The sequence below is a fragment of the Serratia sp. AKBS12 genome, from assembly GCF_024793895.1.
In the GTDB taxonomy this organism is placed as follows: Bacteria; Pseudomonadota; Gammaproteobacteria; order Enterobacterales; family Enterobacteriaceae; genus Serratia_F.
This window is the reverse complement of record NZ_JANUSB010000010.1, coordinates 23,739-41,419: the sequence shown is the minus strand read 5'-3', so window position 1 is coordinate 41,419 and position 17,681 is coordinate 23,739. Positions and strand designations below refer to the sequence as shown.

19 protein-coding genes are annotated in these 17,681 nt (G+C 52.3%); 5 read left to right on the top strand and 14 right to left on the bottom strand.

Translation table 11 applies throughout. From position 1 onward, the window contains the following. Nucleotides 1-41 precede the first annotated feature (41 nt). The 4 genes from NYE85_RS07900 to NYE85_RS07885 all read right to left on the bottom strand — a co-directional run bounded on the left by NYE85_RS07900 (nucleotide 42) and on the right by NYE85_RS07885 (nucleotide 6,067). Nucleotides 42-3,119 carry an efflux RND transporter permease subunit gene (locus NYE85_RS07900; protein ID WP_259004201.1) on the bottom strand — a complete coding sequence of 1,026 codons (3,078 nt, stop codon included), beginning with the start codon at nucleotides 3,117-3,119 and terminating at the stop codon, nucleotides 42-44. After that, entirely contained in the window at nucleotides 3,116-4,225 is a 1,110-nt protein-coding gene (locus NYE85_RS07895) for an efflux RND transporter periplasmic adaptor subunit (RefSeq protein WP_259004200.1), read from the bottom strand. Before NYE85_RS07895 ends, NYE85_RS07900 begins: the two co-directional genes overlap by 4 nt. Before the next feature lie 79 nt (nucleotides 4,226-4,304). Continuing rightward, nucleotides 4,305-4,919, bottom strand: coding sequence for a TetR/AcrR family transcriptional regulator (locus NYE85_RS07890; protein WP_259004199.1), 615 nt, complete (start codon nucleotides 4,917-4,919; stop codon nucleotides 4,305-4,307). A gap of 314 nt (nucleotides 4,920-5,233) precedes the next feature. Then, on the bottom strand, nucleotides 5,234-6,067 hold the full coding sequence (locus tag NYE85_RS07885; protein ID WP_259004198.1) for an oxidoreductase: 834 nt from the start codon (nucleotides 6,065-6,067) through the stop codon (nucleotides 5,234-5,236). Between the two features lie 160 nt (nucleotides 6,068-6,227). On the opposite strand from NYE85_RS07885, the gene NYE85_RS07880 reads away from it, so the two are divergent. The 5 genes from NYE85_RS07880 to queF all read left to right on the top strand — a co-directional run bounded on the left by NYE85_RS07880 (nucleotide 6,228) and on the right by queF (nucleotide 9,995). Continuing rightward, entirely contained in the window at nucleotides 6,228-7,139 is a 912-nt protein-coding gene (locus tag NYE85_RS07880; RefSeq protein WP_259004320.1) for an AraC family transcriptional regulator, read from the top strand. A 256-nt stretch (nucleotides 7,140-7,395) separates the two neighbouring features. Continuing rightward, on the top strand, nucleotides 7,396-7,671 hold the full coding sequence (locus NYE85_RS07875) for a hypothetical protein (protein WP_259004197.1): 276 nt from the start codon (nucleotides 7,396-7,398) through the stop codon (nucleotides 7,669-7,671). Further along, complete coding sequence (locus tag NYE85_RS07870; RefSeq protein WP_259004196.1) at nucleotides 7,661-8,275, top strand: helix-turn-helix transcriptional regulator; 615 nt, start codon at nucleotides 7,661-7,663, stop codon at nucleotides 8,273-8,275. The genes NYE85_RS07875 and NYE85_RS07870 overlap by 11 nt, the downstream gene beginning before the upstream one ends. Beyond that, entirely contained in the window at nucleotides 8,276-9,175 is a 900-nt protein-coding gene (locus tag NYE85_RS07865; RefSeq protein ID WP_259004195.1) for a queuosine precursor transporter, read from the top strand. Further along, nucleotides 9,153-9,995, top strand: a complete 843-nt coding sequence (gene queF, locus NYE85_RS07860) for an NADPH-dependent 7-cyano-7-deazaguanine reductase QueF (RefSeq protein ID WP_259004194.1) — start codon at nucleotides 9,153-9,155, stop codon at nucleotides 9,993-9,995. Before NYE85_RS07865 ends, queF begins: the two co-directional genes overlap by 23 nt. 436 nt (nucleotides 9,996-10,431) lie before the next feature. Here queF and NYE85_RS07855 read toward each other — a convergent pair whose 3' ends face one another. The 10 genes from NYE85_RS07855 to NYE85_RS07810 all read right to left on the bottom strand — a co-directional run bounded on the left by NYE85_RS07855 (nucleotide 10,432) and on the right by NYE85_RS07810 (nucleotide 17,557). Continuing rightward, entirely contained in the window at nucleotides 10,432-10,905 is a 474-nt protein-coding gene (locus NYE85_RS07855) for a hypothetical protein (RefSeq protein WP_259004193.1), read from the bottom strand. Then, nucleotides 10,875-11,666, bottom strand: coding sequence for a helix-turn-helix domain-containing protein (locus NYE85_RS07850; RefSeq protein WP_259004192.1), 792 nt, complete (start codon nucleotides 11,664-11,666; stop codon nucleotides 10,875-10,877). The genes NYE85_RS07855 and NYE85_RS07850 overlap by 31 nt, the downstream gene beginning before the upstream one ends. A 296-nt stretch (nucleotides 11,667-11,962) precedes the next feature. Continuing rightward, on the bottom strand, nucleotides 11,963-12,700 hold the full coding sequence (locus tag NYE85_RS07845) for an A24 family peptidase (RefSeq protein ID WP_259004191.1): 738 nt from the start codon (nucleotides 12,698-12,700) through the stop codon (nucleotides 11,963-11,965). 99 nt (nucleotides 12,701-12,799) lie between these two features. Further along, entirely contained in the window at nucleotides 12,800-13,318 is a 519-nt protein-coding gene (locus NYE85_RS07840) for a hypothetical protein (RefSeq protein ID WP_259004190.1), read from the bottom strand. Further along, on the bottom strand, nucleotides 13,311-13,670 hold the full coding sequence (locus NYE85_RS07835) for a type II secretion system protein (RefSeq protein WP_259004189.1): 360 nt from the start codon (nucleotides 13,668-13,670) through the stop codon (nucleotides 13,311-13,313). Before NYE85_RS07835 ends, NYE85_RS07840 begins: the two co-directional genes overlap by 8 nt. Then, entirely contained in the window at nucleotides 13,657-14,130 is a 474-nt protein-coding gene (locus NYE85_RS07830; protein WP_259004188.1) for a type II secretion system protein, read from the bottom strand. Before NYE85_RS07830 ends, NYE85_RS07835 begins: the two co-directional genes overlap by 14 nt. Before the next feature lie 2 nt (nucleotides 14,131-14,132). After that, nucleotides 14,133-16,013, bottom strand: coding sequence for a secretin and TonB N-terminal domain-containing protein (locus NYE85_RS07825; protein WP_259004187.1), 1,881 nt, complete (start codon nucleotides 16,011-16,013; stop codon nucleotides 14,133-14,135). Between the two features lies 1 nt (nucleotide 16,014). Then, the gene (locus tag NYE85_RS07820) at nucleotides 16,015-16,527 is read right to left on the bottom strand and encodes a hypothetical protein (RefSeq protein ID WP_259004186.1); all 513 of its coding nucleotides are present in this window, start codon (nucleotides 16,525-16,527) and stop codon (nucleotides 16,015-16,017) included. Next, entirely contained in the window at nucleotides 16,524-17,066 is a 543-nt protein-coding gene (locus tag NYE85_RS07815) for a hypothetical protein (RefSeq protein WP_259004185.1), read from the bottom strand. Before NYE85_RS07815 ends, NYE85_RS07820 begins: the two co-directional genes overlap by 4 nt. After that, nucleotides 17,063-17,557 carry a hypothetical protein gene (locus tag NYE85_RS07810; protein WP_259004184.1) on the bottom strand — a complete coding sequence of 165 codons (495 nt, stop codon included), beginning with the start codon at nucleotides 17,555-17,557 and terminating at the stop codon, nucleotides 17,063-17,065. The genes NYE85_RS07815 and NYE85_RS07810 overlap by 4 nt, the downstream gene beginning before the upstream one ends. Nucleotides 17,558-17,681: the final 124 nt, after the last annotated feature.

The window sequence follows — 17,681 nt, the reverse complement described above, 5'->3', positions numbered from 1 at the left end:
CACGCCGCCGGGCAGATCCGCAGCCCGGCGGCATCCTTACCCTATGCGGCCGACTGCGCGCCGCTGCCAGGGCGAATCCTGAACCAGATGGCGTACATCGCTGGCAGGAATACCAGCGTCATGATGGTGCCGCCGAACGTCCCGCCAATCAGGGTATAGGCCAGCGTGCCCCAGAACACCGAATGGGTCAGCGGAATAAACGCCAGAATGGCCGCCATCGCCGTCAACAATACCGGTCTGGCACGCTGCACCGTGGCCTCGACCACCGCGTGGAACGGATCGAGTCCTGCCTTTTCGTTGTGATGAATCTGCCCTATCAGAATCAGGGTGTTGCGCATCAGAATACCCGACAGCGCGATCAGCCCCACCAGCGCATTGATGCCAAACGGCTGGTTGAACAACAGCAGCGTTGGCACCACGCCGATCAGCCCCAATGGCGCAGTCAGGAACACCATGACCATCGCCGACATCGAACGAACCTGCAGAATGATGATCAATAGCGTCATGGCAATCATGATCGGGAACAGCGGCAACATCGCCTTGCTGGCCTTGCCCGACTCTTCAATCGATCCCGCCTGTTCGATGCGGTAGCCGTCAGGCAGCGTGTCGATTAACGGTTGTAGCTGCGCCGAGATTGCGCTGGAAACGTCTGGCGGTTGTAGCCCTTCGGCAATATCCCCGCGCACCGTGATGGTTGGCGTACGATCGCGGCGTCGCAGCAGCGGATCCTCCATGCGTACCTCGACGCTGCCCACCTGCGACAGTGGAATTCGCTGCCCGGCCGATCCCACCAGCGTAAAACCGGCGATTTTTGCCGGATCGAGCCGGATCTCTCCCGCCGCCCGGCCAACCACCTGCACGGAACGAATGTCTTCACGCACCGAGGTGATCGGTACGCCGGACAGCAGGAATTGCAACTGCTGCGCCACCGCGTTAGAGCTGAGCCCGACCGATTGCAGACGATCCTGATCCAGAGAAAAATGCAGCGTCGGCATGCGCGCGCCCCAGTCGGTGTTAACGGTGCACATCATCGGACTGGCCTGCATGATGGCCTGAGCCTGCGCGGCGATCTCACGCAGCATGGCCGGTTCCGGCCCCATAATCCGGTAGGCCACCGGATAAGGTGAATACGGGCCGAACACCAGCTGTGTCACCCTGACACGCGCCTCGGGGGCCAAACCGTCTGCCACCGCTTGCCGCAGGCGGAACTTGAGGGCCTCGCGCGCCTCCTGGCTGTCCGTCAGCACCACAACCTTGGCAAACGACGGATCGGGCAGTTCCGGCGCCATCGCCAGATAGAAACGCGGGGCTCCCTGGCCAATATAGGCGGTGACGATCTTCGCTTCATGCTGCTTTCTCAGCCAGGCTTCGACTTTGGCGCTGGTATTGCTGGTCTGCTTGATGGAGGTTCCATACGGCATTTGTATTTCGACCAGGACTTCCGGGCGATCGGAGGTGGGGAAAAACTGCTTCTTGACCAGCCCCATGGCCAGCACAGCCAACACAAAGGCGGCGATAACCGTGCCGGCCACCAGCCATTTGGCAGCGATAACCCGCGTCAGCAGCCGACGAAAACGGTTGTAACGGTGGGTGTTGTAGATGGCAGCATGTCCCCCCTCAACCTGCCCGATCGCCGGCAACAGCTTCACGCCCAGATAGGGGGTAAAGGCGACCGCCACCACCCAGGAGGCAATCAGCGCAATGCCGACAATCCAGAACATATTGCTGGTGTATTCGCCGGCGGTGGACTGCGCGAACCCGTTGGGCATAAAACCGATGGCCGTCACCAGCGTCCCCGACAGCATTGGCGCGGCAGTGTGACTCCAGGCATAGGCCGAAGCCTTGATACGATCAAAGCCCTCCTCCATTTTCACTACCATCATTTCAATGGCGATGATTGCATCGTCCACCAACAGTCCCAGCGCCAGGATCAATGACCCGAGGGTAATACGATCGAAGTTTTTACCGGTGGCAGCCATCACCACAAACACCACCGCCAGCGTCAACGGCACCGCAGCGGCCATCACCACCCCGACTCGCCAGCCCATGCTGACGAAACACACCACCATCACTACCAGCAAGGCGACAAAAAACTTCACCATAAACTCGTCGACGGACGCGCTGATGTTCACCGACTGGTCGGTGACTTTGCTGAGGGTCATACCCAGCGGCATGGCGGCGTTGATGCGGCGGGTTTCCTCGTCCAGCGCCTTGCCCAGATCCAGACCATTCCAGCCTTCGCGCATGACGATGCCCAGCAACAGAGCCTGTTCGCCGTTATTGCGAATGATAAAGGTCGCCGGGTCTTGATAACCGCGTTCGACCTGAGCCACATCCGACAGTTTCAGCGTTCGCCCCTGCACGGCAATCGGCGTCTCGCGGATTTGCTGCAAACTGTCAAAAGCGCCATCCAGCCGGATAAACACCTGCGGTCCGTGGGTGTCGATCGAACCGGCGGGGGTGAGTACGTTCTGGCTATTGAGGGCGGCAAAAATGTCCTGCGGCGACACGCCCAGCGTGGCAAGCCGGTCGTGAGAGAATGAAACGAAGATGCGCTCCGCCTGCTCGCCGATAATATTGACCTTTTTTACCCCTGGCAGGTGCAACAGGCGCTGGCGCAATGACTCGGCGTCGCGCACCAGCAGGCGCTGCGGCTCTCCTTTGGCCTTCAGCGCCAACAGCGCAAAAGTCACATCGGAAAACTCGTCATTGACCATCGGTCCGATTACGCCGGCCGGCAGATTGCCAGCCTCGTCGCCAAGCTTCTTGCGCGCCTGATAAAACTGCTCCTGCACTTCGCCAGGTGGCGTGCTGTCAGCCAGCGACACCATGGTGAATGCCAGACCCGGCCGCGTGTAGGTTTCCGTGCGATCGTACCACTTCAGTTCCTGCATGCGTTTTTCAAGCGGTTCCGCCACCTGATCCTGCATTTCCTGTGCGGTCGCTCCTGGCCAGGCGGTGATTACCGTCAGTTGCTTGACGGTGAACGGCGGATCTTCCGCCCGACCCAGTACGAAGAACGACAGGGTGCCGGCGATGGCGATCAGCAAGATCAAAAACAGCGTGATCGCGCGTTCGCGTACCGCCAGCGCCGAAAGGTTAAAGCGCCCGCCGCTCATGGCTGGCTCCCCTGCGCGTTGTTACGCCCCGCCTGCGCCAACCTGACCGGTTCGCCGTCATGCAGCAGATGAGCTCCCAGCGCCACCACCTGCTCGCCAACGGCAAGGTTACCCGCCACCCGCGCCGCGTCGTCGCTGATACCCAGCACCTGAACCGCGCGCCAGGAGACCTTCGCTGGCGTACCGGCGACGATCCACACGCCCGCGCCTTTGCCAGCATCGTACAGAGCGGCAATCGGTACCTGTAGCGTTGGTGCGTCCGCCTTGCCGTTGGCGATGTTCAGCGTGACGGTCGCGCCCAGCGGTGCGCCGGCCAGCGAGCCGGCGAGCACATAGCGCGCTTCAAAGGTTCGAGTCAGTGGATCGGCGGCATCGGAAAGCAGTCGCAGTTGCACGGGGATCGCGGCCGCGCGGTCACCATACAGGCTGGCCATCGCCATACTGCCGATAGCCGGCCGCAGCGTTTCCGGCAGATGAACGATCGCCTCGCGCTGGCCCGCCCGTGCCAGCCTGACCACCGGTTGGCCGGCAGAGACCACCTGTCCTGGCTCGGCCAGGGTATCCATCACCACACCGTCAGCATCGGCCAGCAACAGCGCGTAGCCGGAAGCGTTAATGGCGACATCTGCCTGCGCTTGTGCTGCGCTGAGCTGCGCCCGCGCGGTTTCAGCCGCGGCCCTGATTTGATCGTAGGCGGAGGCCGACACCGCACCGCTGGCGACCAGGCCACGATAGCGTGCTTCGTCAGCGGCGGTCTGGCGGGCCTGTGCCCTGGCAGCCGCAACCGCCTGTTGCTGCGCCCGGGCTTGCAGCCCCAGATCGGTCGGATCCAGCCGCATCAGCGGCTGGCCTTTCTTGACGTGCTGGCCGGCATCGACCAGACGCTCCAGTATTTTCCCGCCGACGCGGAAACCGAGATCGCTCTGAACGCGCGCCACCACGGTACCGCTAAAGGCACGCGCGGCATCAACCGCATCGTCGACGCGCGCCACCCTGACTAGCGGTGGCTGATTACGCGGATCGTCGGCCGTCGAGGCCTCACCGCACGCCACCAGGGCAAGCGGCAGCAGGCAGGCGGCGATGCTGACAGCGCTGAGACGAAGCATGGAATACCCTTCTTGATAAACAGTGTAGGGCTCGCATTTTCCGACTAGTGACCAAATATGTCAATGGTCACAAATCCTATCACGGCGATAGGCTGCGCAATATCAACGAGGAAAGCAGTACCGCCGCTTCCCCGGCGGTTTCCAGGTTATATTGCAGCTGTACGGGATTGATGTAGGGGCACATCACCAGGTAAATGGCGCTGGCGGCTTCGTCGAGCGGCGTTTTGCGCTCAAATTCGCCGGCCTCGCGGCCTTCACGCAGGATCTGCTCAACCAGCTTGAGCAGTTGGGCCTGGTGCTGCCTGGCCGAAGGCCATTGATCGCGCGCGGCAACGGCAGCGATGTCATACAGCTTGCGGTCATGGAAAAACAGCTCGCTACCGGCCTCTGCCAGGGTGCGGAACAGGCGTCGCAGCTTCTCCGAGGCGCTGGGCGCGTCGGCGATCGCCGCTTCCACCACGGTCATGATCGTCGCCAGCCGGTTCGCGCAGATCACCTCGCCAATCGCCTGTTTGGACTCAAAAAACTTATAGATATACGCCTTGGAAAAACCAATGGATTTTGCCAGATCGGAGACGGTGGTTTTTTCATAGCCGTAATGGCTGAAATAGACGGTAGCGGCGTCCACGATCTGATCGCGTACGCTGTGATCGGAGGGGCCACGGGTAGCAAGTGCGTTCATTTTTTTATTCATTACCATAGCTTAACGCGGCGTGTTTCGATTGACAACGAGTGACTTATATGTAATTTAGTCACAGCTGATTGCGATTTTCCATTGGCGGCGCGGATACCGCCACTTGAGTACCGGCGGCCTGACGCACTTCCCCTCGCTCCCAGCACGCCGACCCAGCAAATTTTTGCACTGTTGAACGAGATACCCGTGCTGACCAGCGGCATTAATGGGATAGAAATCAGCGGGCAGGCCGCGCCATAAACCGGCGCGCGCCTGCGCGCTCCATCAATGCGCCACGGCGTTCGGCGATCTGCCGCGCAAGGCATTGATGGCGATTAACCGTCGGTTGAACGGCTCAGCGCCTCCCAATCATCGATTTCGGCCGCATAGGCTTGCAGCTTTTCGCGCACCAGACTGAGCGCATCGCTGCCCAACAACAGGTGTACCGGTGGCGCATCGCTGTTGATGATGGCCAGTATCGCCTGCGCTGCCTTGGCAGGATCGCCAAGCTGCCTGCCATTTTTTTGCTGCCGCGCATGACGGATCGGGTCAAACAGCGCGTCATAATCCGCAATGGTCCGGGGCGATCTGACCATCGACCTGCCTGCCCAATCGGTGCGGAAAGAACCAGGAGCGACGGCGGTGACCGCAATGCCAAACGGCTTGAGCTCTTTACTCAACGTTTCGGAAATACCTTCCAGCGCAAACTTGCTGCCGCAGTAATAACTGATGCCCGGCAGGGTAATAAATCCGCCCATCGAGGTGATGTTGATGATATGCCCGCGACGACGCTGGCGCAGATAAGGCAACAACGCCTTGATCATCGCTACCGCACCGAACACGTTGACCTCGAACTGCCGCTTCAGCTCGTCCAGCGCTGACTCTTCCATCACCCCTTCGTGGCCATAGCCGGCATTATTCACTAACACATCAATCGGGCCGATATTGGCTTCTATCTCGGCGACAACCCGCTCAATTGACGCAAAATCGGTAACGTCCAGTACTCGTGCCAACGCCTTGCCAGGGCTAAGCGTTTCAAACGCCGCCACTGCCGACCCACTGCGCACCGTGCCGACCACTCGATGCCCGCTGCTCAACGCCGCCTGCGCCAGGGCGCGACCAAATCCGCTACTGACGCCGGTGATAAAAATCGTTTTGGCTAAAGACATATAAAACTCCCGTTGGTTAAGAGACGTGTGCATACTATTCTCTCAGGAGTCGATTTTTTAGCCTGATTCTGCTTTAGTTATTGCCTATTTCTATCGAGTGGTGAGCGTTATGAACAACACATTGACAGGGTTGCTTCCCCAAACCGACGACCGACAGCGCATGGTGGATCTGCTGCTGTCGCTGGCGCCGCAGGAAGGTTACAACCTCACGCCACTGCCCGACGTGCGTTTCCTGCGTTCCAATCGGCCACTGGCAACCACCCCGGTGTTGTACGATCCCGGTATCGTCATCGTCTGTCAGGGCAGTAAAAGGGGCTATTTTGGCGGGCAAATTTATCATTACGACGAACAGCATTATCTTGCCGTTTCGGTACCGGTACCGTTTGTGATGGAAACCGACGCGACGCCAGCACGGCCGTTACTGGCCATTTACCTGCATCTGGATTTCCAGCTCGCAGCCGACCTGATGCTGCAAATAGACAGACAGGGCGCGCACTCCGACACGGTTAACCCCGCCAGCATGATGTCCAGCCCGATGGACGCGGCGATGCGCGGCTCGCTGCTGCGTTTTCTCGAAGCCATGAGCGCCCCGCTTGACGCCGCAATACTCGGCCCTACGCTGATCCGCGAGCTGTATTTTCGTATTCTCACCGGCGCGCAGGGCAATGCCATGCGATCGGCATTGGCGATGCGTGGCCAATTCGGCAAAATTGCCAAAGCGTTACGCCGTATTCATGCCACCTATGCTCAGCCGATTACCTTGCCGCAACTGGCCGCTGAAGCAGCAATGAGCGTCCCTACCTTTCACCGCCATTTCAAGGCAATTACCCATATCGCCCCGATGCAGTACCTGAAGTCGATACGCCTGCATCAGGCGCGGCTGCTGATGGTGCGACAAGGGGTAAGCGCATCGGTCGCCAGCCAGGCGGTTGGCTATGAAAGCCCTTCGCAATTTAATCGCGAATTTAAACGGTTATTTGGGCTTCCGCCGGCAGAGGAGAGCAGACGCATGCGGGAGAATTTCGCCATTCCGCCGGCGCATGCAGCGGCAGAGTTTGTGTCTTCACACTAGGCAAAGCGGCATCTTTGGCAACCGGCGAGGGAAGAATGCGCGGCTATTGATTATTTGTACATGCTACTCGCTGCATCGGCCTGGCAGTGGCGCCTCGATGCTGTTGCAGTCCGCAACCTCAGCCCTGACGGGCAAGATAGAATTCCCTGGTGTTGTCGCTAATGATATTACTCGGTACGCCGCTGTGGCGGCGCGAAGTAGCATTTTATGGTTTTTATTATGATGAGGCGCTTTGACACTCAAGAAGCACTTCAGTATGTTTGACAAACTAGCTTATAAAACATGCTGGCGTCAACGTAAAAGTGCACACAATGATGCCATTTATGTAAACTTGATTAATGCGTCGTGCGATACCTGGCCTGCTGACCACTTGACGATGCCGCCACACCAACCACCACCAGGTGATAAAGTTGATATTAAAATCATTAAGATTCAAATTATTATAAATGTTTTTATTATCTCATTGGCGAGCAACCAAACCTCCTTTATAGTGGAATACGCTGTATATATAAGGGGGGCTAATGAACGTTAGCAATGCTCAGCGCAAAACAAATATCATTAAGAATCTTGAATATTTACTGCGCAGCCGTGGGGAGACCAAAGCCTCTTTTGCCCACCGCGCCGGCGTCACCCGCACTGCGCTGTATAAAATCCTTGAGGGCAGAGTCAACAACGTTCAGCAATCCACCGTCAGCCGGATTTCCGACTTTTTTGGCGTGACCTGTGAAGAAATTGAAAACTACGATCTCGAACAAATCGAACGCATCAACGAGACGATATCGCTTGAAGGTAATAGGAACCCCAGCGCCGTGCCGGTGATACCGCAGCAGCAATTTCTGGCGGCGTATAAACAACGCGTGGGGCAACTGGCGACCCGCTTTCCGTTGACCTATTACTTTGGCGAAGATTCAAATTTGGTGGCACTGCTGGTGCAACACCCGATCGGCAACCTGTTCAGCGCAGGTGACGTGCTGATTATCAAGCGTTATTCATCCAGCTCGGAAAACCCACTGATACTCTACCACTCTGCCCAGCAGGGTTTTTTCGTCAAAGAAAAGGAAGACGCCGTGTTTACTCCGCATCGACTCAAGCACGAAGAACAGCTCATCGGTTCCATCATCGAGGAGAGGTTCTGAATGGACAGCAACAAAAAGTACAAGCTGCTGGGTTTTAATCGCAGCGGCAGCATTTCTGCCAATATCATGATCCTCGCCACCGGCAAACGCATCTCCATGGGGCTGAAAGAGCTGGATGACAGCACCATTTCCGATGACTTCAACCGCAGCGAACTCAAGGCGCTTTACCGCCGGCTGTATGACGGCAGCAACAATCTCACCACCGCCTACGATCTTGGCGACCGGCACGAACGTTCCTGGTACGCCTATCTGATCATTACCGTGGCGCTGAGCGTGATTTATATCTTTTCGACCCTGTGCGGCGTCAAACCGATTCAGATCCCAACGTTGGATATGATTGTTCCGCCGGCCATTTTCGTTTATCCGCTGACCTTCATTCTGGTTGATATCCTTAACGAATTTTATGGGCTGCGTCTGGCCAGGCGCACCATCATCATTTCATTTATCGCCAACCTGATTTTCGTGCTGGGGGTGTGGGCGACAACGCTGGTGCCGAGCATTCCACAGTGGGAGTTCAGCGCCACTTATAACGGTATCGTCCACAGCATCATGGCGGTGCTGCTCGCTTCGTCGGCCGCCTACCTGCTCTCGGAGAATGTAAATGCCTATTTGCTATGTAAGATCAAGGAACTGACCAACTCGCGCTATCTGTTTGTCCGCGTGATTACCAGCACCGTGGTGGCCTCGGCCATCGACAGCGTGGTGTTTTGCACCCTGGCTTTTTATAACGTATTGAGCTGGGACATTATCCAGACCATGATCCTGTCGCAGTTCCTGATCAAAGTCGTGTACGCCTTGCTCGGCGTGGGGCCGATTTACGCAACCCGCCGCCTGTTCAACCGCTACATTAACGTCGACCATGCCAAAGGCAACGAATATGCATATAAAACCGCAAGATAAAATTACCCATCTGGGAACCCATTCCGCCTACCCGGATCGCTACGACCCTACGTTGCTTGAAGCCCTGCCGCGCGCACGTGGCAGGGATTTGGTCGGTCTCGATGCCAATGCCCTGCCGTTCAGCGGCGTGGATATCTGGACTGCGTTCGAGCTTTCCTGGCTCAACGCCAAGGGCAAGCCGGTGGTTGGCATCGGCGAATTCGCCATTCCGTTTTCATCCACCCATCTGATCGAATCCAAATCGTTCAAACTGTACCTGAACAGCTTTAACCAGACGCGCTTTGCCAGCGCTGATGAAGTGCTGGCCGCGCTGGAGCACGATCTGTCAGCCGCCGCAGACGGCCAGGTCGGCGTCAAGTTGTTCCCCGGTCTGGCAGGATATAGCCACCAGATTGACACGCTGCCGGGCGACAACATTGACGATCTGGACATCGAAGTGGCCGATTTCGCCTTTGATCCTCAATATCTTGAGCATGCGGTATCGGCGCAGGCGGAATACGTCAGTGAAACGCTGTCGTCCAATCTGCTCAAATCCAACTGTCTGGTCACCCACCAGCCAGATTGGGGCAGCGTGGTGATACGCTATGCCGGGCGCAAAATCGACCGCGAAGCGCTGCTGCGCTATCTGATTTCCTTCCGCCAGCATAACGAGTTCCACGAGCAGTGCGTCGAACGCATCTTCAACGACATCACGCGCTACTGCCAACCGGAAAAGCTCAGCGTTTTCGCCCGTTATACCCGCCGTGGCGGGTTGGATATCAACCCCTTCCGCAGCAATTTCGAAACGGCACCGACGCTTGGCCGGCTGGTGCGCCAGTAACGCTACCGATGCCCTGCCGCCGCCAGGCACAGGGCATTTCCAGCTACCGTCATCATGCTGTTATCTTTGGCAAATAACCTGTTTGCTTCTATCGCTCATTTAACCCTATAGGACTCACTGTTTCTTGTAGTAACGGGCAAAGAGATACCCGACCCTATTACCAGACAGAGGGAAACCTGAACTTTTTGGTTAACGACCGAGCAAGTTCGTAAAAATAAAATTAATGTAATGGAAAAGTGCTATTTTAATGCATAGTTAATCAACGCAATAATTATGCTCCAAAAAAAACAACAAAATAAAGATAAAAATTTATAAGGGTGGCAAAAAACAAGCCGCACGCAATGCCTTTTTCCAGCTTGAAGGCAATTCAGCCAATAAGATACATATCCATTTAGAGTCCCATACATCATATAGCCCTCTTCTTTACACTTATCGCTCATCGTTTTTCACACATAAGTACCCAGTTGTCGTTAATCATCATCAACCAGGATTTACGGGTCAACGGCTTGAAAATTATCGTCATTGGCTGCCCGGCAGAAGCAAACATTGCATTAGTTTTTCCTAATTGATCGCTGGGGGAAATATCAACGCTGTCAACGCGAGCACGTAAGATGCCATCATATTTTTTGACTTCACCGAGATTTAGGGTTCGCTTGATAATCTTGCCACCACTCCGGTCAGATTTCACACCAAAAAAACTCAACTTATCGTCACGTGGCCACCAGGTAACAACCGAGTTTAAGGTATAATTATTATGTAAGTCATCAATAAATCGCCCATCTTTGATAACACTGTAACAGGGGGTATTGGGCATTATATGTTTTTCTTGCCATATAGTAACCGCAATATAATTAATCCCGCCCCAAGCAAGCATACATATTAATAAGATGAATAATGCTCGTACTGACACTGGCTATCCTCATTTTCTATTTCTTTATTACATTTAGCCATCCATATTTTTGGTCCATTATCCACAACATAAACATAATTGACATCGCCGCCAATTCTCTTGCGGATCGCTACCAGGCTTTCATTCGTCATTTGCTCGGGGTTAAGAACGTGAAATTTCACCCCGTCTATCGTTAACGCTGAAAAATTGGTGACATCTTCGTTCACCCCCCAGATAAATACAGGGACTAAAACGGTGTAAATAAGGATAAATATCAACAAAATTTTTGGTGGTTTTGTTTTTTTTACTTCACTGGCATCTATTCTTTCAACCTCGAAAATCTCAGCCCTCGGTGTGGGCTCCGGTCTCGGTTTTATGCTATCGGTATCATTATCAGAACAAACTGAATCTGAAGATTGACATTCATCAGCTTCAATCTTCCCTGGCTGAAGGCTATCATCCACTTTCATCAGAACTACGCCGTAGCGAGGAATAGTTTTAATTATTGTACAAGGAATATCGGCCGCCGCCAATTTACGCCGCAACATTTTTATTAATTGGTGATAGCTTGATTCACCGACAACTATTCCGTTTTTTCTCCAAATTTCATGGATTATATTTTCTTTACTACCTTCGCCTTCGGCAACAATCTCAAGTAATTTTTTCTCGCTCGGTGTAAGGTAAATCTCCTGCCCGGTAACTTTATTTTTAAGACAAGATAAATCCGGAATAAAAATAACCTGAGCGGTTAAATATACAGTTTTTCTTTCTTCTTTTTGCATACTCCTTACTCACGCCCCATACTGTTTTCACCCTAAATAAACTAAGATAAATCCTATAGTAAGATCACCTGACAAGGCAAGGTGAAAGAAAAACACCGACATGAATAATTCATGATAATGAAAAAATCATTTTATTATCATGCCAGAATCAGTCAATGATGCCACAATCACCAACCAAACGAATAAGACCAGACATCTCGCAATGTAATCCAATTCTTGAAAAAGATAAGAAACATCTCAGCTTATTCTCCTGTAACCAACAGGCCGCCAGGGAGAAGATCGAAACATCATTCACCTCAGACGTGCATTACCATGATGGTGATCGTGACGATAATCAGATAAGGACCAAAAGGAAACGCATCTCCACACCGCTTCCTCAACAGTAACAAAGCAACAAACATCGCCAAAACCGAGGATAACAGCATGATGTTAAATAGATGCTCAGTGCCAAACCATGCACCGATTGCCGCAAATAACTTCATATCCCCCCTCCCCATTGCCGCTCTCTTTTGACGTAGATAATAAAGTTTATCCAGCAACCAAGGAATACCGAAGCCCAGTACGGCAGCGAGCATTGAGTCCAGCAAAGTGACTCGACTATAACCAACCAGAGCGCAGCATAATGCCAATGCTAAAAATGGCAAGGTTAACCGATCCGGCAGTAACGAAACGTCCAAGTCGATAAAAAACAAGGGAATCAACAAACTGAGCATCAATAAATCCAATAGGCTCTGTACATTGATACCATTCAAAGCTACGTGTAATGTGAATAAAACCGCAGTCAATAATTCAACCAGAGGGTATCGCCAATGAATAGTCTGCTTACAGTTCCGGCAACGACCTTTTAACCATAGCCATCCCAATAATGGGATATTATGATAAACCTTTATCTTACATTTACACTTGGGACAATGAGACACTGGCCAAGATAAGGTAATCTTATCCCCCAACAGTATTTTTGGCAGGCGGTAAATAATCACATTGAGAAAGCTCCCCACAACCAGGCCGATTATTGAAACCAATAAAATACTCATTACCACGCCCTCAAAAATCAGCGACACCAATGAAAATAGAGATCTTATAGCCGTGATAATGATTTATATATAATTTAATTATTACATTTAAACTTGTTATCAACGACTCGGACAGGCCGATGGCAGCGGCGCTGCTGCATCAGTGTCAGCTAAAAATACCCACTCACTATAGTCTGTTGCTCGTTTAAACTTATCTACATCGGCATGTGAACCGAACCCTTCTTTACGTAACGGACGCCCATGTCCCAGGCTATGAACACCTATCCAACGCCCTTTTTGATCGTAAACCATTCCCCATTGTTGGCTTCCTGTCAAAGGATCTACAAACCAGCGCCGCAAATGATGGTTTTTTTTACCCCCTCTCGCGTCTACTAACAATGCGTCAAACCCGGGCGGATAACAGCCATTAGCATAGCCAGCCTGCTGATAACGATTAATTGCCTGACGAATTTGCTCACCACGAAATAATAACTCATCTTCTTGCTGCTGTTGATGATGCACTTTTATCATTTCCTGGCTTTTTAAGAGCGCCAACGCCAGCACTGTCAAGGCTAATAATACAAACAGGTAGGTGAATCCGCCCTGCCTACAGTCTGATTGCTCGCCTCGATTACTCATCTGCAACGTCCGTAGTTTCTGCTGAGCCAGACGCAATGATGTCAATTATCTGCCCATCGTCATCTGTGGTTACCTGCCAGCTATCACGCCGATTGGTTAACGGATCCAACGGTAGTTGCCGTAAATATCCCCCCTGTACCAAATCATCCAAATGAGATGGCCCTACCAGACGATCGCGTCGAAAAGCATCTAATGCAGAATGAAGGGCATTCAGATTATGCTCCAGCACGACGCCCTTGGCGCGCTCGGTCTGCTGAAAAAATCTCGGAGCGACTAACGTCATCAAAGTAGCAATGATCGCCATGACGACTAACAGCTCAATCAAGGTAAAACCTTTTTCACCACTGCGCATAAGGTATTCCATTAAGCCCGGTTTTAGCGCTGCGGGAGCTGACATCAAACACGTCTTTACCTCCGGTAAAATCCCCTGGTTCCTGAATTGAGCTTCGCGTGCGCCAGGTTTCCGCATCGGATCTTCCCTCACAGTCGCAAAAGGGATCGCGAGGAATACGTCGCAAAAAATAGATCATTTTTTTATCGGGCGACGTTTTATCAGCGACCCCCTTCACCAATTTATCCAAAGACTCAGGGTACGCCGACTCACCCGCTTCTTGTTCAATCTTTCCTTCCTGACTCGCCTGTGCATAGCGATCTATAGCATCTCGTATCTGGCGCAGCGACTCGCGTAAAGTTTCTTCTTGCTGCTGCTGCTGCTGGCGCTGAACCAGCGGGATTGCAGCAGCGGCCAACGTTGCCAACAAAGCCAATGTCACCATCATCTCTATCAAGGTAAAACCTTGTTGCCCACGCATACTTACCCCTTATACTCCGGCATCGCCTGACTGCTCAGCGGTACCGGCAATGCGCCGCTTTTAGCCGGGAACTGTGCCGGTGGGGCCAATGGCGGTACATCAAACGCCTCAACGGCTTTCGCTTTCTCTACCCCTCGCAACTGGAAGCTACTATCTCCCTGCATCTCTTCCGTGCCCATATCGATGGTGCTGATATGGCGACCAGGAAGATCAATGTTACGCTCAATGGTTGGCGTGATGAGCAGGACAACTTCAGTGCGTTCGCTGTCTTTTTCCTTGCTGCCAAATAAACGGCTTAACCCCGGAATATCGCTCAAATAAGGAATGCCCGACTCTCCATCCTTGTCATTCATCTTGATCAGTCCCGCCAACATCTGCGTTTCACCACTTTGACTGCTTAATACGGTGCTTGCTTCACGATTATTGGTACGATAATAACGTACATCATCTTTTGAGCGCTCCGCCCCACCTTGCGAACTGAGTTTGAATTTCACATCCATGGAAATCGAACCATCAACGCTAATTTCTGGCATGACTTCCAACTTCAAACCCACGTCCTGGTATTCAACTTTTTCCTGGGAAATCCCCTCAGAAACAGAGCTGGTTAATACTGGGATCCGCTCCCCGATATCAATTAGCGCCTTTTTGTTATTTTTGACACGAATCCTTGGATTAGCCAATACTTTGGCATTGGTTCGCACCTTTTGTAGATCCGCACTGATCCCTTGATTTGCGCCAAGATTGACAAACATATTGCTGGCATTAAAGCCATTCATGGCAATATTTTCCATTTTTCCATCAATACCTTTAAAACCAACGCTAACCTGTCCAGGATAGTTAATCCCGAGTTTTTCAATATCTTTCGAATATACTTCCAGAACTTCCACGGCCAACGTCACCTCTGCTTCTGGTCGATCCAGAGTCATTAACAGACGTTCCGCCTTCTCGACGCTCTCTTTGGCGCCCCGTATCGTGACAGAGTTTGTACGCTCATCAATATGGATATCCCGTAGTTTAACCAGATTACGTAAAGCTACATTGGTATCTTTTGCCTTGGCATAACCAAGAAAAACCGTTTTAACCACTACGTCACGATAGACTTTTTCTTTTTGCGCCGTTGCCGGGTAAATTAATAGCGTATTACCATTTAGCACTTTCTTTCTTAACTGATTTGATAACAACAGCAAATTCAGAGCATCCTCTGCCGTGGTATTTCTTGCTGCCAGGCTGGCAGTCATTGATGCAGGAACATCTTTATCATAAATAATATTAACGCCGGTCAACTGGCTGATGGTATCAAATATCGACATCAAGTTATGATGACGGAAGTTTAACGATACCGGCTTACGCAACTCTCGCTTTAACCGGACCTCTGGCTGGTTCTGTACGGCTATTTCACGCAAAAGATGATCGCGTAGCGCTTTTGCCTGTGGCCAGTTTGGATCTTCCTCCAAAATTTGGTTAACTTTATTGAGTGCCTGTTCAGGATCGCTGGCACGTGATGCCGTCGCCTGTTGATATAAACGATCCAGCGCACGCCAGGAATTCATCTTGCTTAATCCCTGACGTGCGCGCTGATTGCCGGGTTGATAAAGCAGCGCGTCTTGCCAAAGCATCGATGCCTTGGTGTAATCATTCTTCGCCATTGCACGGTCAGCCTCTTGCAAATAGCGGCTTACCAACTGCTCAGTTAAATCCTGCTGCCGAGCACGCAACTCGGCATCATAGGGAGACTGGATCCTTGCCTGATCAATATCTTTTAGCGAAGAAATCAATGAATCATTGGTCGTTGGCTGTATTTGCGTTTTTGTTTCGCGGTGCTGTTGGGCGCAACCGCTCAGTAATGAGCACATGAGTGTCAATGTAAGCGTCAATTTTTTCATATTATCGTGTCGGTTTCGATTTCAAGTCATCAAGCTCAATACGCTTGCTTATATGTTCAGGCTGCCATTCCACCATCAAGTGATCATCAGCCAGTGTCATCAATGTCCAGTCTGGCAAAAGTTGCTCTCCCGGCCTGACGTATCCTTTTGTTCGACACGTCTGGCAAAGCAACTTATTCTGTTTGCCATCGCTGAGAATCACGACGCGTTCGCCGCTATCCCACCATGCTCCCAGCACCTGAAGAGGTAATATCGGATCGGGCCTTTTTGCTGCCTCCGTCGGCCTCATAGCGTCTTGCTCGATGACCGGTGTGCGCGGTACCGGAAACAGATCGACCATTGGATCTGCCGCTACCGACGTTTCAGAGCGGCTATGCGTGTGCTTCGCCGGTTTCTCCTGAGCCAGCGTATTCAGCGTTAGCCCTTCCTCCTCGGGTTCAGTCGTAAACTGGCTCCAGATAACCAATAACGCGGTAACTGCCAGCCCCACTATCAAATAACGAGGAAGTTTCATCGTGGCCCCCGATGTAAAGTCAGCTGGAGCGTAATAGACAGTTGTCCGGTGTCCGGCCGAGTTCGGCTGACGCCAATCGATTCCACTTCCACCGGCAGAACGCGTGCAATATCCTGTAACGCCTGCGCCAGTGGTAACCACCTGCCCCGAAGTGGTATAGAGAGCCTTAATGCCTTTTCTTTCTCTTCTTCGGCTGAGGTAAAATGATAATTACCGCTTTCTACCTGCATATGATATTTACTGAGAATATCGAACAGCGTCTTCACCTGTTGATATTCAGTTACGCTTAGCGCTGCCGCCAATTGACTTTCACTGCCAACCTGTAACGGCAAAGGCTCGCTTAACTGCTGCTGCATTGAAGCTATCTTTACCTGCAATTGCGTATTTTGGACCTGGGTAATTAGTCCCCAGAACAAAGCCAGCACGATAGGTAGCAAACAGGAAACCAGCGGCCATACGCCGATTTTTTCTAATAACCATGCACTATGCCAATGTACTTCTCTTATTGCAGGTAGCCGCAGCGTAGTTTTTATTTTCATTGGCTATCCTCTTTGGGAAAATGCAGGGTGACAGCTGCGCGAATTGGCCATTCTGTCCCCTTTTCTTTAACCGAGTGATGGTGTTGCAATTCCACCTGTACCGGAATACGCTGCAAACGTGCGCTGAAATCCAACAAGGCGGGCAATGTCTTCGCTGCCACCTCCAAATTAACTTCCCGTTTCTGGGAATTACTGTTCAGCCGCAACAATGCCACATCATCGGAAAGTGCTGCGCCTATCGGCGTTAAAATCTGCAACGCAGTCGGTGAAATGGACTTTATTTTTTTCTGCTGGCGTAACTTCTCGTTAATAATGCGTGCGGCACGCTGATGCTCCTGTAATTTCTGCTGCATTTGCTCACTGATCGCCATCAATTTCTGTTGTTGTGACCAGGCATGACCTAGAGCAATTAATAAAGGAAAACAGAGTAGTACAACAACCAGTGAGGTACGTAACGCCCAAGAAGGAGACGCTATCAGTGACGATTTCATGATTACCTTCCTCCGTAATTTATAGACATCACCAATTCTCAAAGCCTGGGCTTTAATAGGATAAGTTGTGTGAAATGATGGGATGCAGGATACGGTGGCAGGATGAGCTTCACCATAGTACTAG

Excerpts from the sequence above, each read along its gene's own strand:
- NYE85_RS07815 (WP_259004185.1), bottom strand. The coding sequence starts at position 17,066 with ATGAAAATAAAAACTACGCTGCGGCTACCTGCAATAAGAGAAGTACAT.
- queF (WP_259004194.1), top strand. The coding sequence starts at position 9,153 with ATGCATATAAAACCGCAAGATAAAATTACCCATCTGGGAACCCATTCC.
- NYE85_RS07885 (WP_259004198.1), bottom strand. The coding sequence starts at position 6,067 with ATGTCTTTAGCCAAAACGATTTTTATCACCGGCGTCAGTAGCGGATTT.
- NYE85_RS07810 (WP_259004184.1), bottom strand. The coding sequence starts at position 17,557 with ATGAAATCGTCACTGATAGCGTCTCCTTCTTGGGCGTTACGTACCTCA.
- NYE85_RS07840 (WP_259004190.1), bottom strand. The coding sequence starts at position 13,318 with ATGAGTAATCGAGGCGAGCAATCAGACTGTAGGCAGGGCGGATTCACC.
- NYE85_RS07880 (WP_259004320.1), top strand. The coding sequence starts at position 6,228 with ATGGTGGATCTGCTGCTGTCGCTGGCGCCGCAGGAAGGTTACAACCTC.
- NYE85_RS07835 (WP_259004189.1), bottom strand. The coding sequence starts at position 13,670 with ATGCGCAGTGGTGAAAAAGGTTTTACCTTGATTGAGCTGTTAGTCGTC.
- NYE85_RS07850 (WP_259004192.1), bottom strand. The coding sequence starts at position 11,666 with ATGCAAAAAGAAGAAAGAAAAACTGTATATTTAACCGCTCAGGTTATT.
- NYE85_RS07900 (WP_259004201.1), bottom strand. The coding sequence starts at position 3,119 with ATGAGCGGCGGGCGCTTTAACCTTTCGGCGCTGGCGGTACGCGAACGC.
- NYE85_RS07895 (WP_259004200.1), bottom strand. The coding sequence starts at position 4,225 with ATGCTTCGTCTCAGCGCTGTCAGCATCGCCGCCTGCCTGCTGCCGCTT.
- NYE85_RS07865 (WP_259004195.1), top strand. The coding sequence starts at position 8,276 with ATGGACAGCAACAAAAAGTACAAGCTGCTGGGTTTTAATCGCAGCGGC.
- NYE85_RS07820 (WP_259004186.1), bottom strand. The coding sequence starts at position 16,527 with ATGAAACTTCCTCGTTATTTGATAGTGGGGCTGGCAGTTACCGCGTTA.
- NYE85_RS07890 (WP_259004199.1), bottom strand. The coding sequence starts at position 4,919 with ATGAATAAAAAAATGAACGCACTTGCTACCCGTGGCCCCTCCGATCAC.
- NYE85_RS07875 (WP_259004197.1), top strand. The coding sequence starts at position 7,396 with ATGTTTGACAAACTAGCTTATAAAACATGCTGGCGTCAACGTAAAAGT.
- NYE85_RS07845 (WP_259004191.1), bottom strand. The coding sequence starts at position 12,700 with ATGAGTATTTTATTGGTTTCAATAATCGGCCTGGTTGTGGGGAGCTTT.
- NYE85_RS07870 (WP_259004196.1), top strand. The coding sequence starts at position 7,661 with ATGAACGTTAGCAATGCTCAGCGCAAAACAAATATCATTAAGAATCTT.
- NYE85_RS07830 (WP_259004188.1), bottom strand. The coding sequence starts at position 14,130 with ATGCGTGGGCAACAAGGTTTTACCTTGATAGAGATGATGGTGACATTG.
- NYE85_RS07825 (WP_259004187.1), bottom strand. The coding sequence starts at position 16,013 with ATGAAAAAATTGACGCTTACATTGACACTCATGTGCTCATTACTGAGC.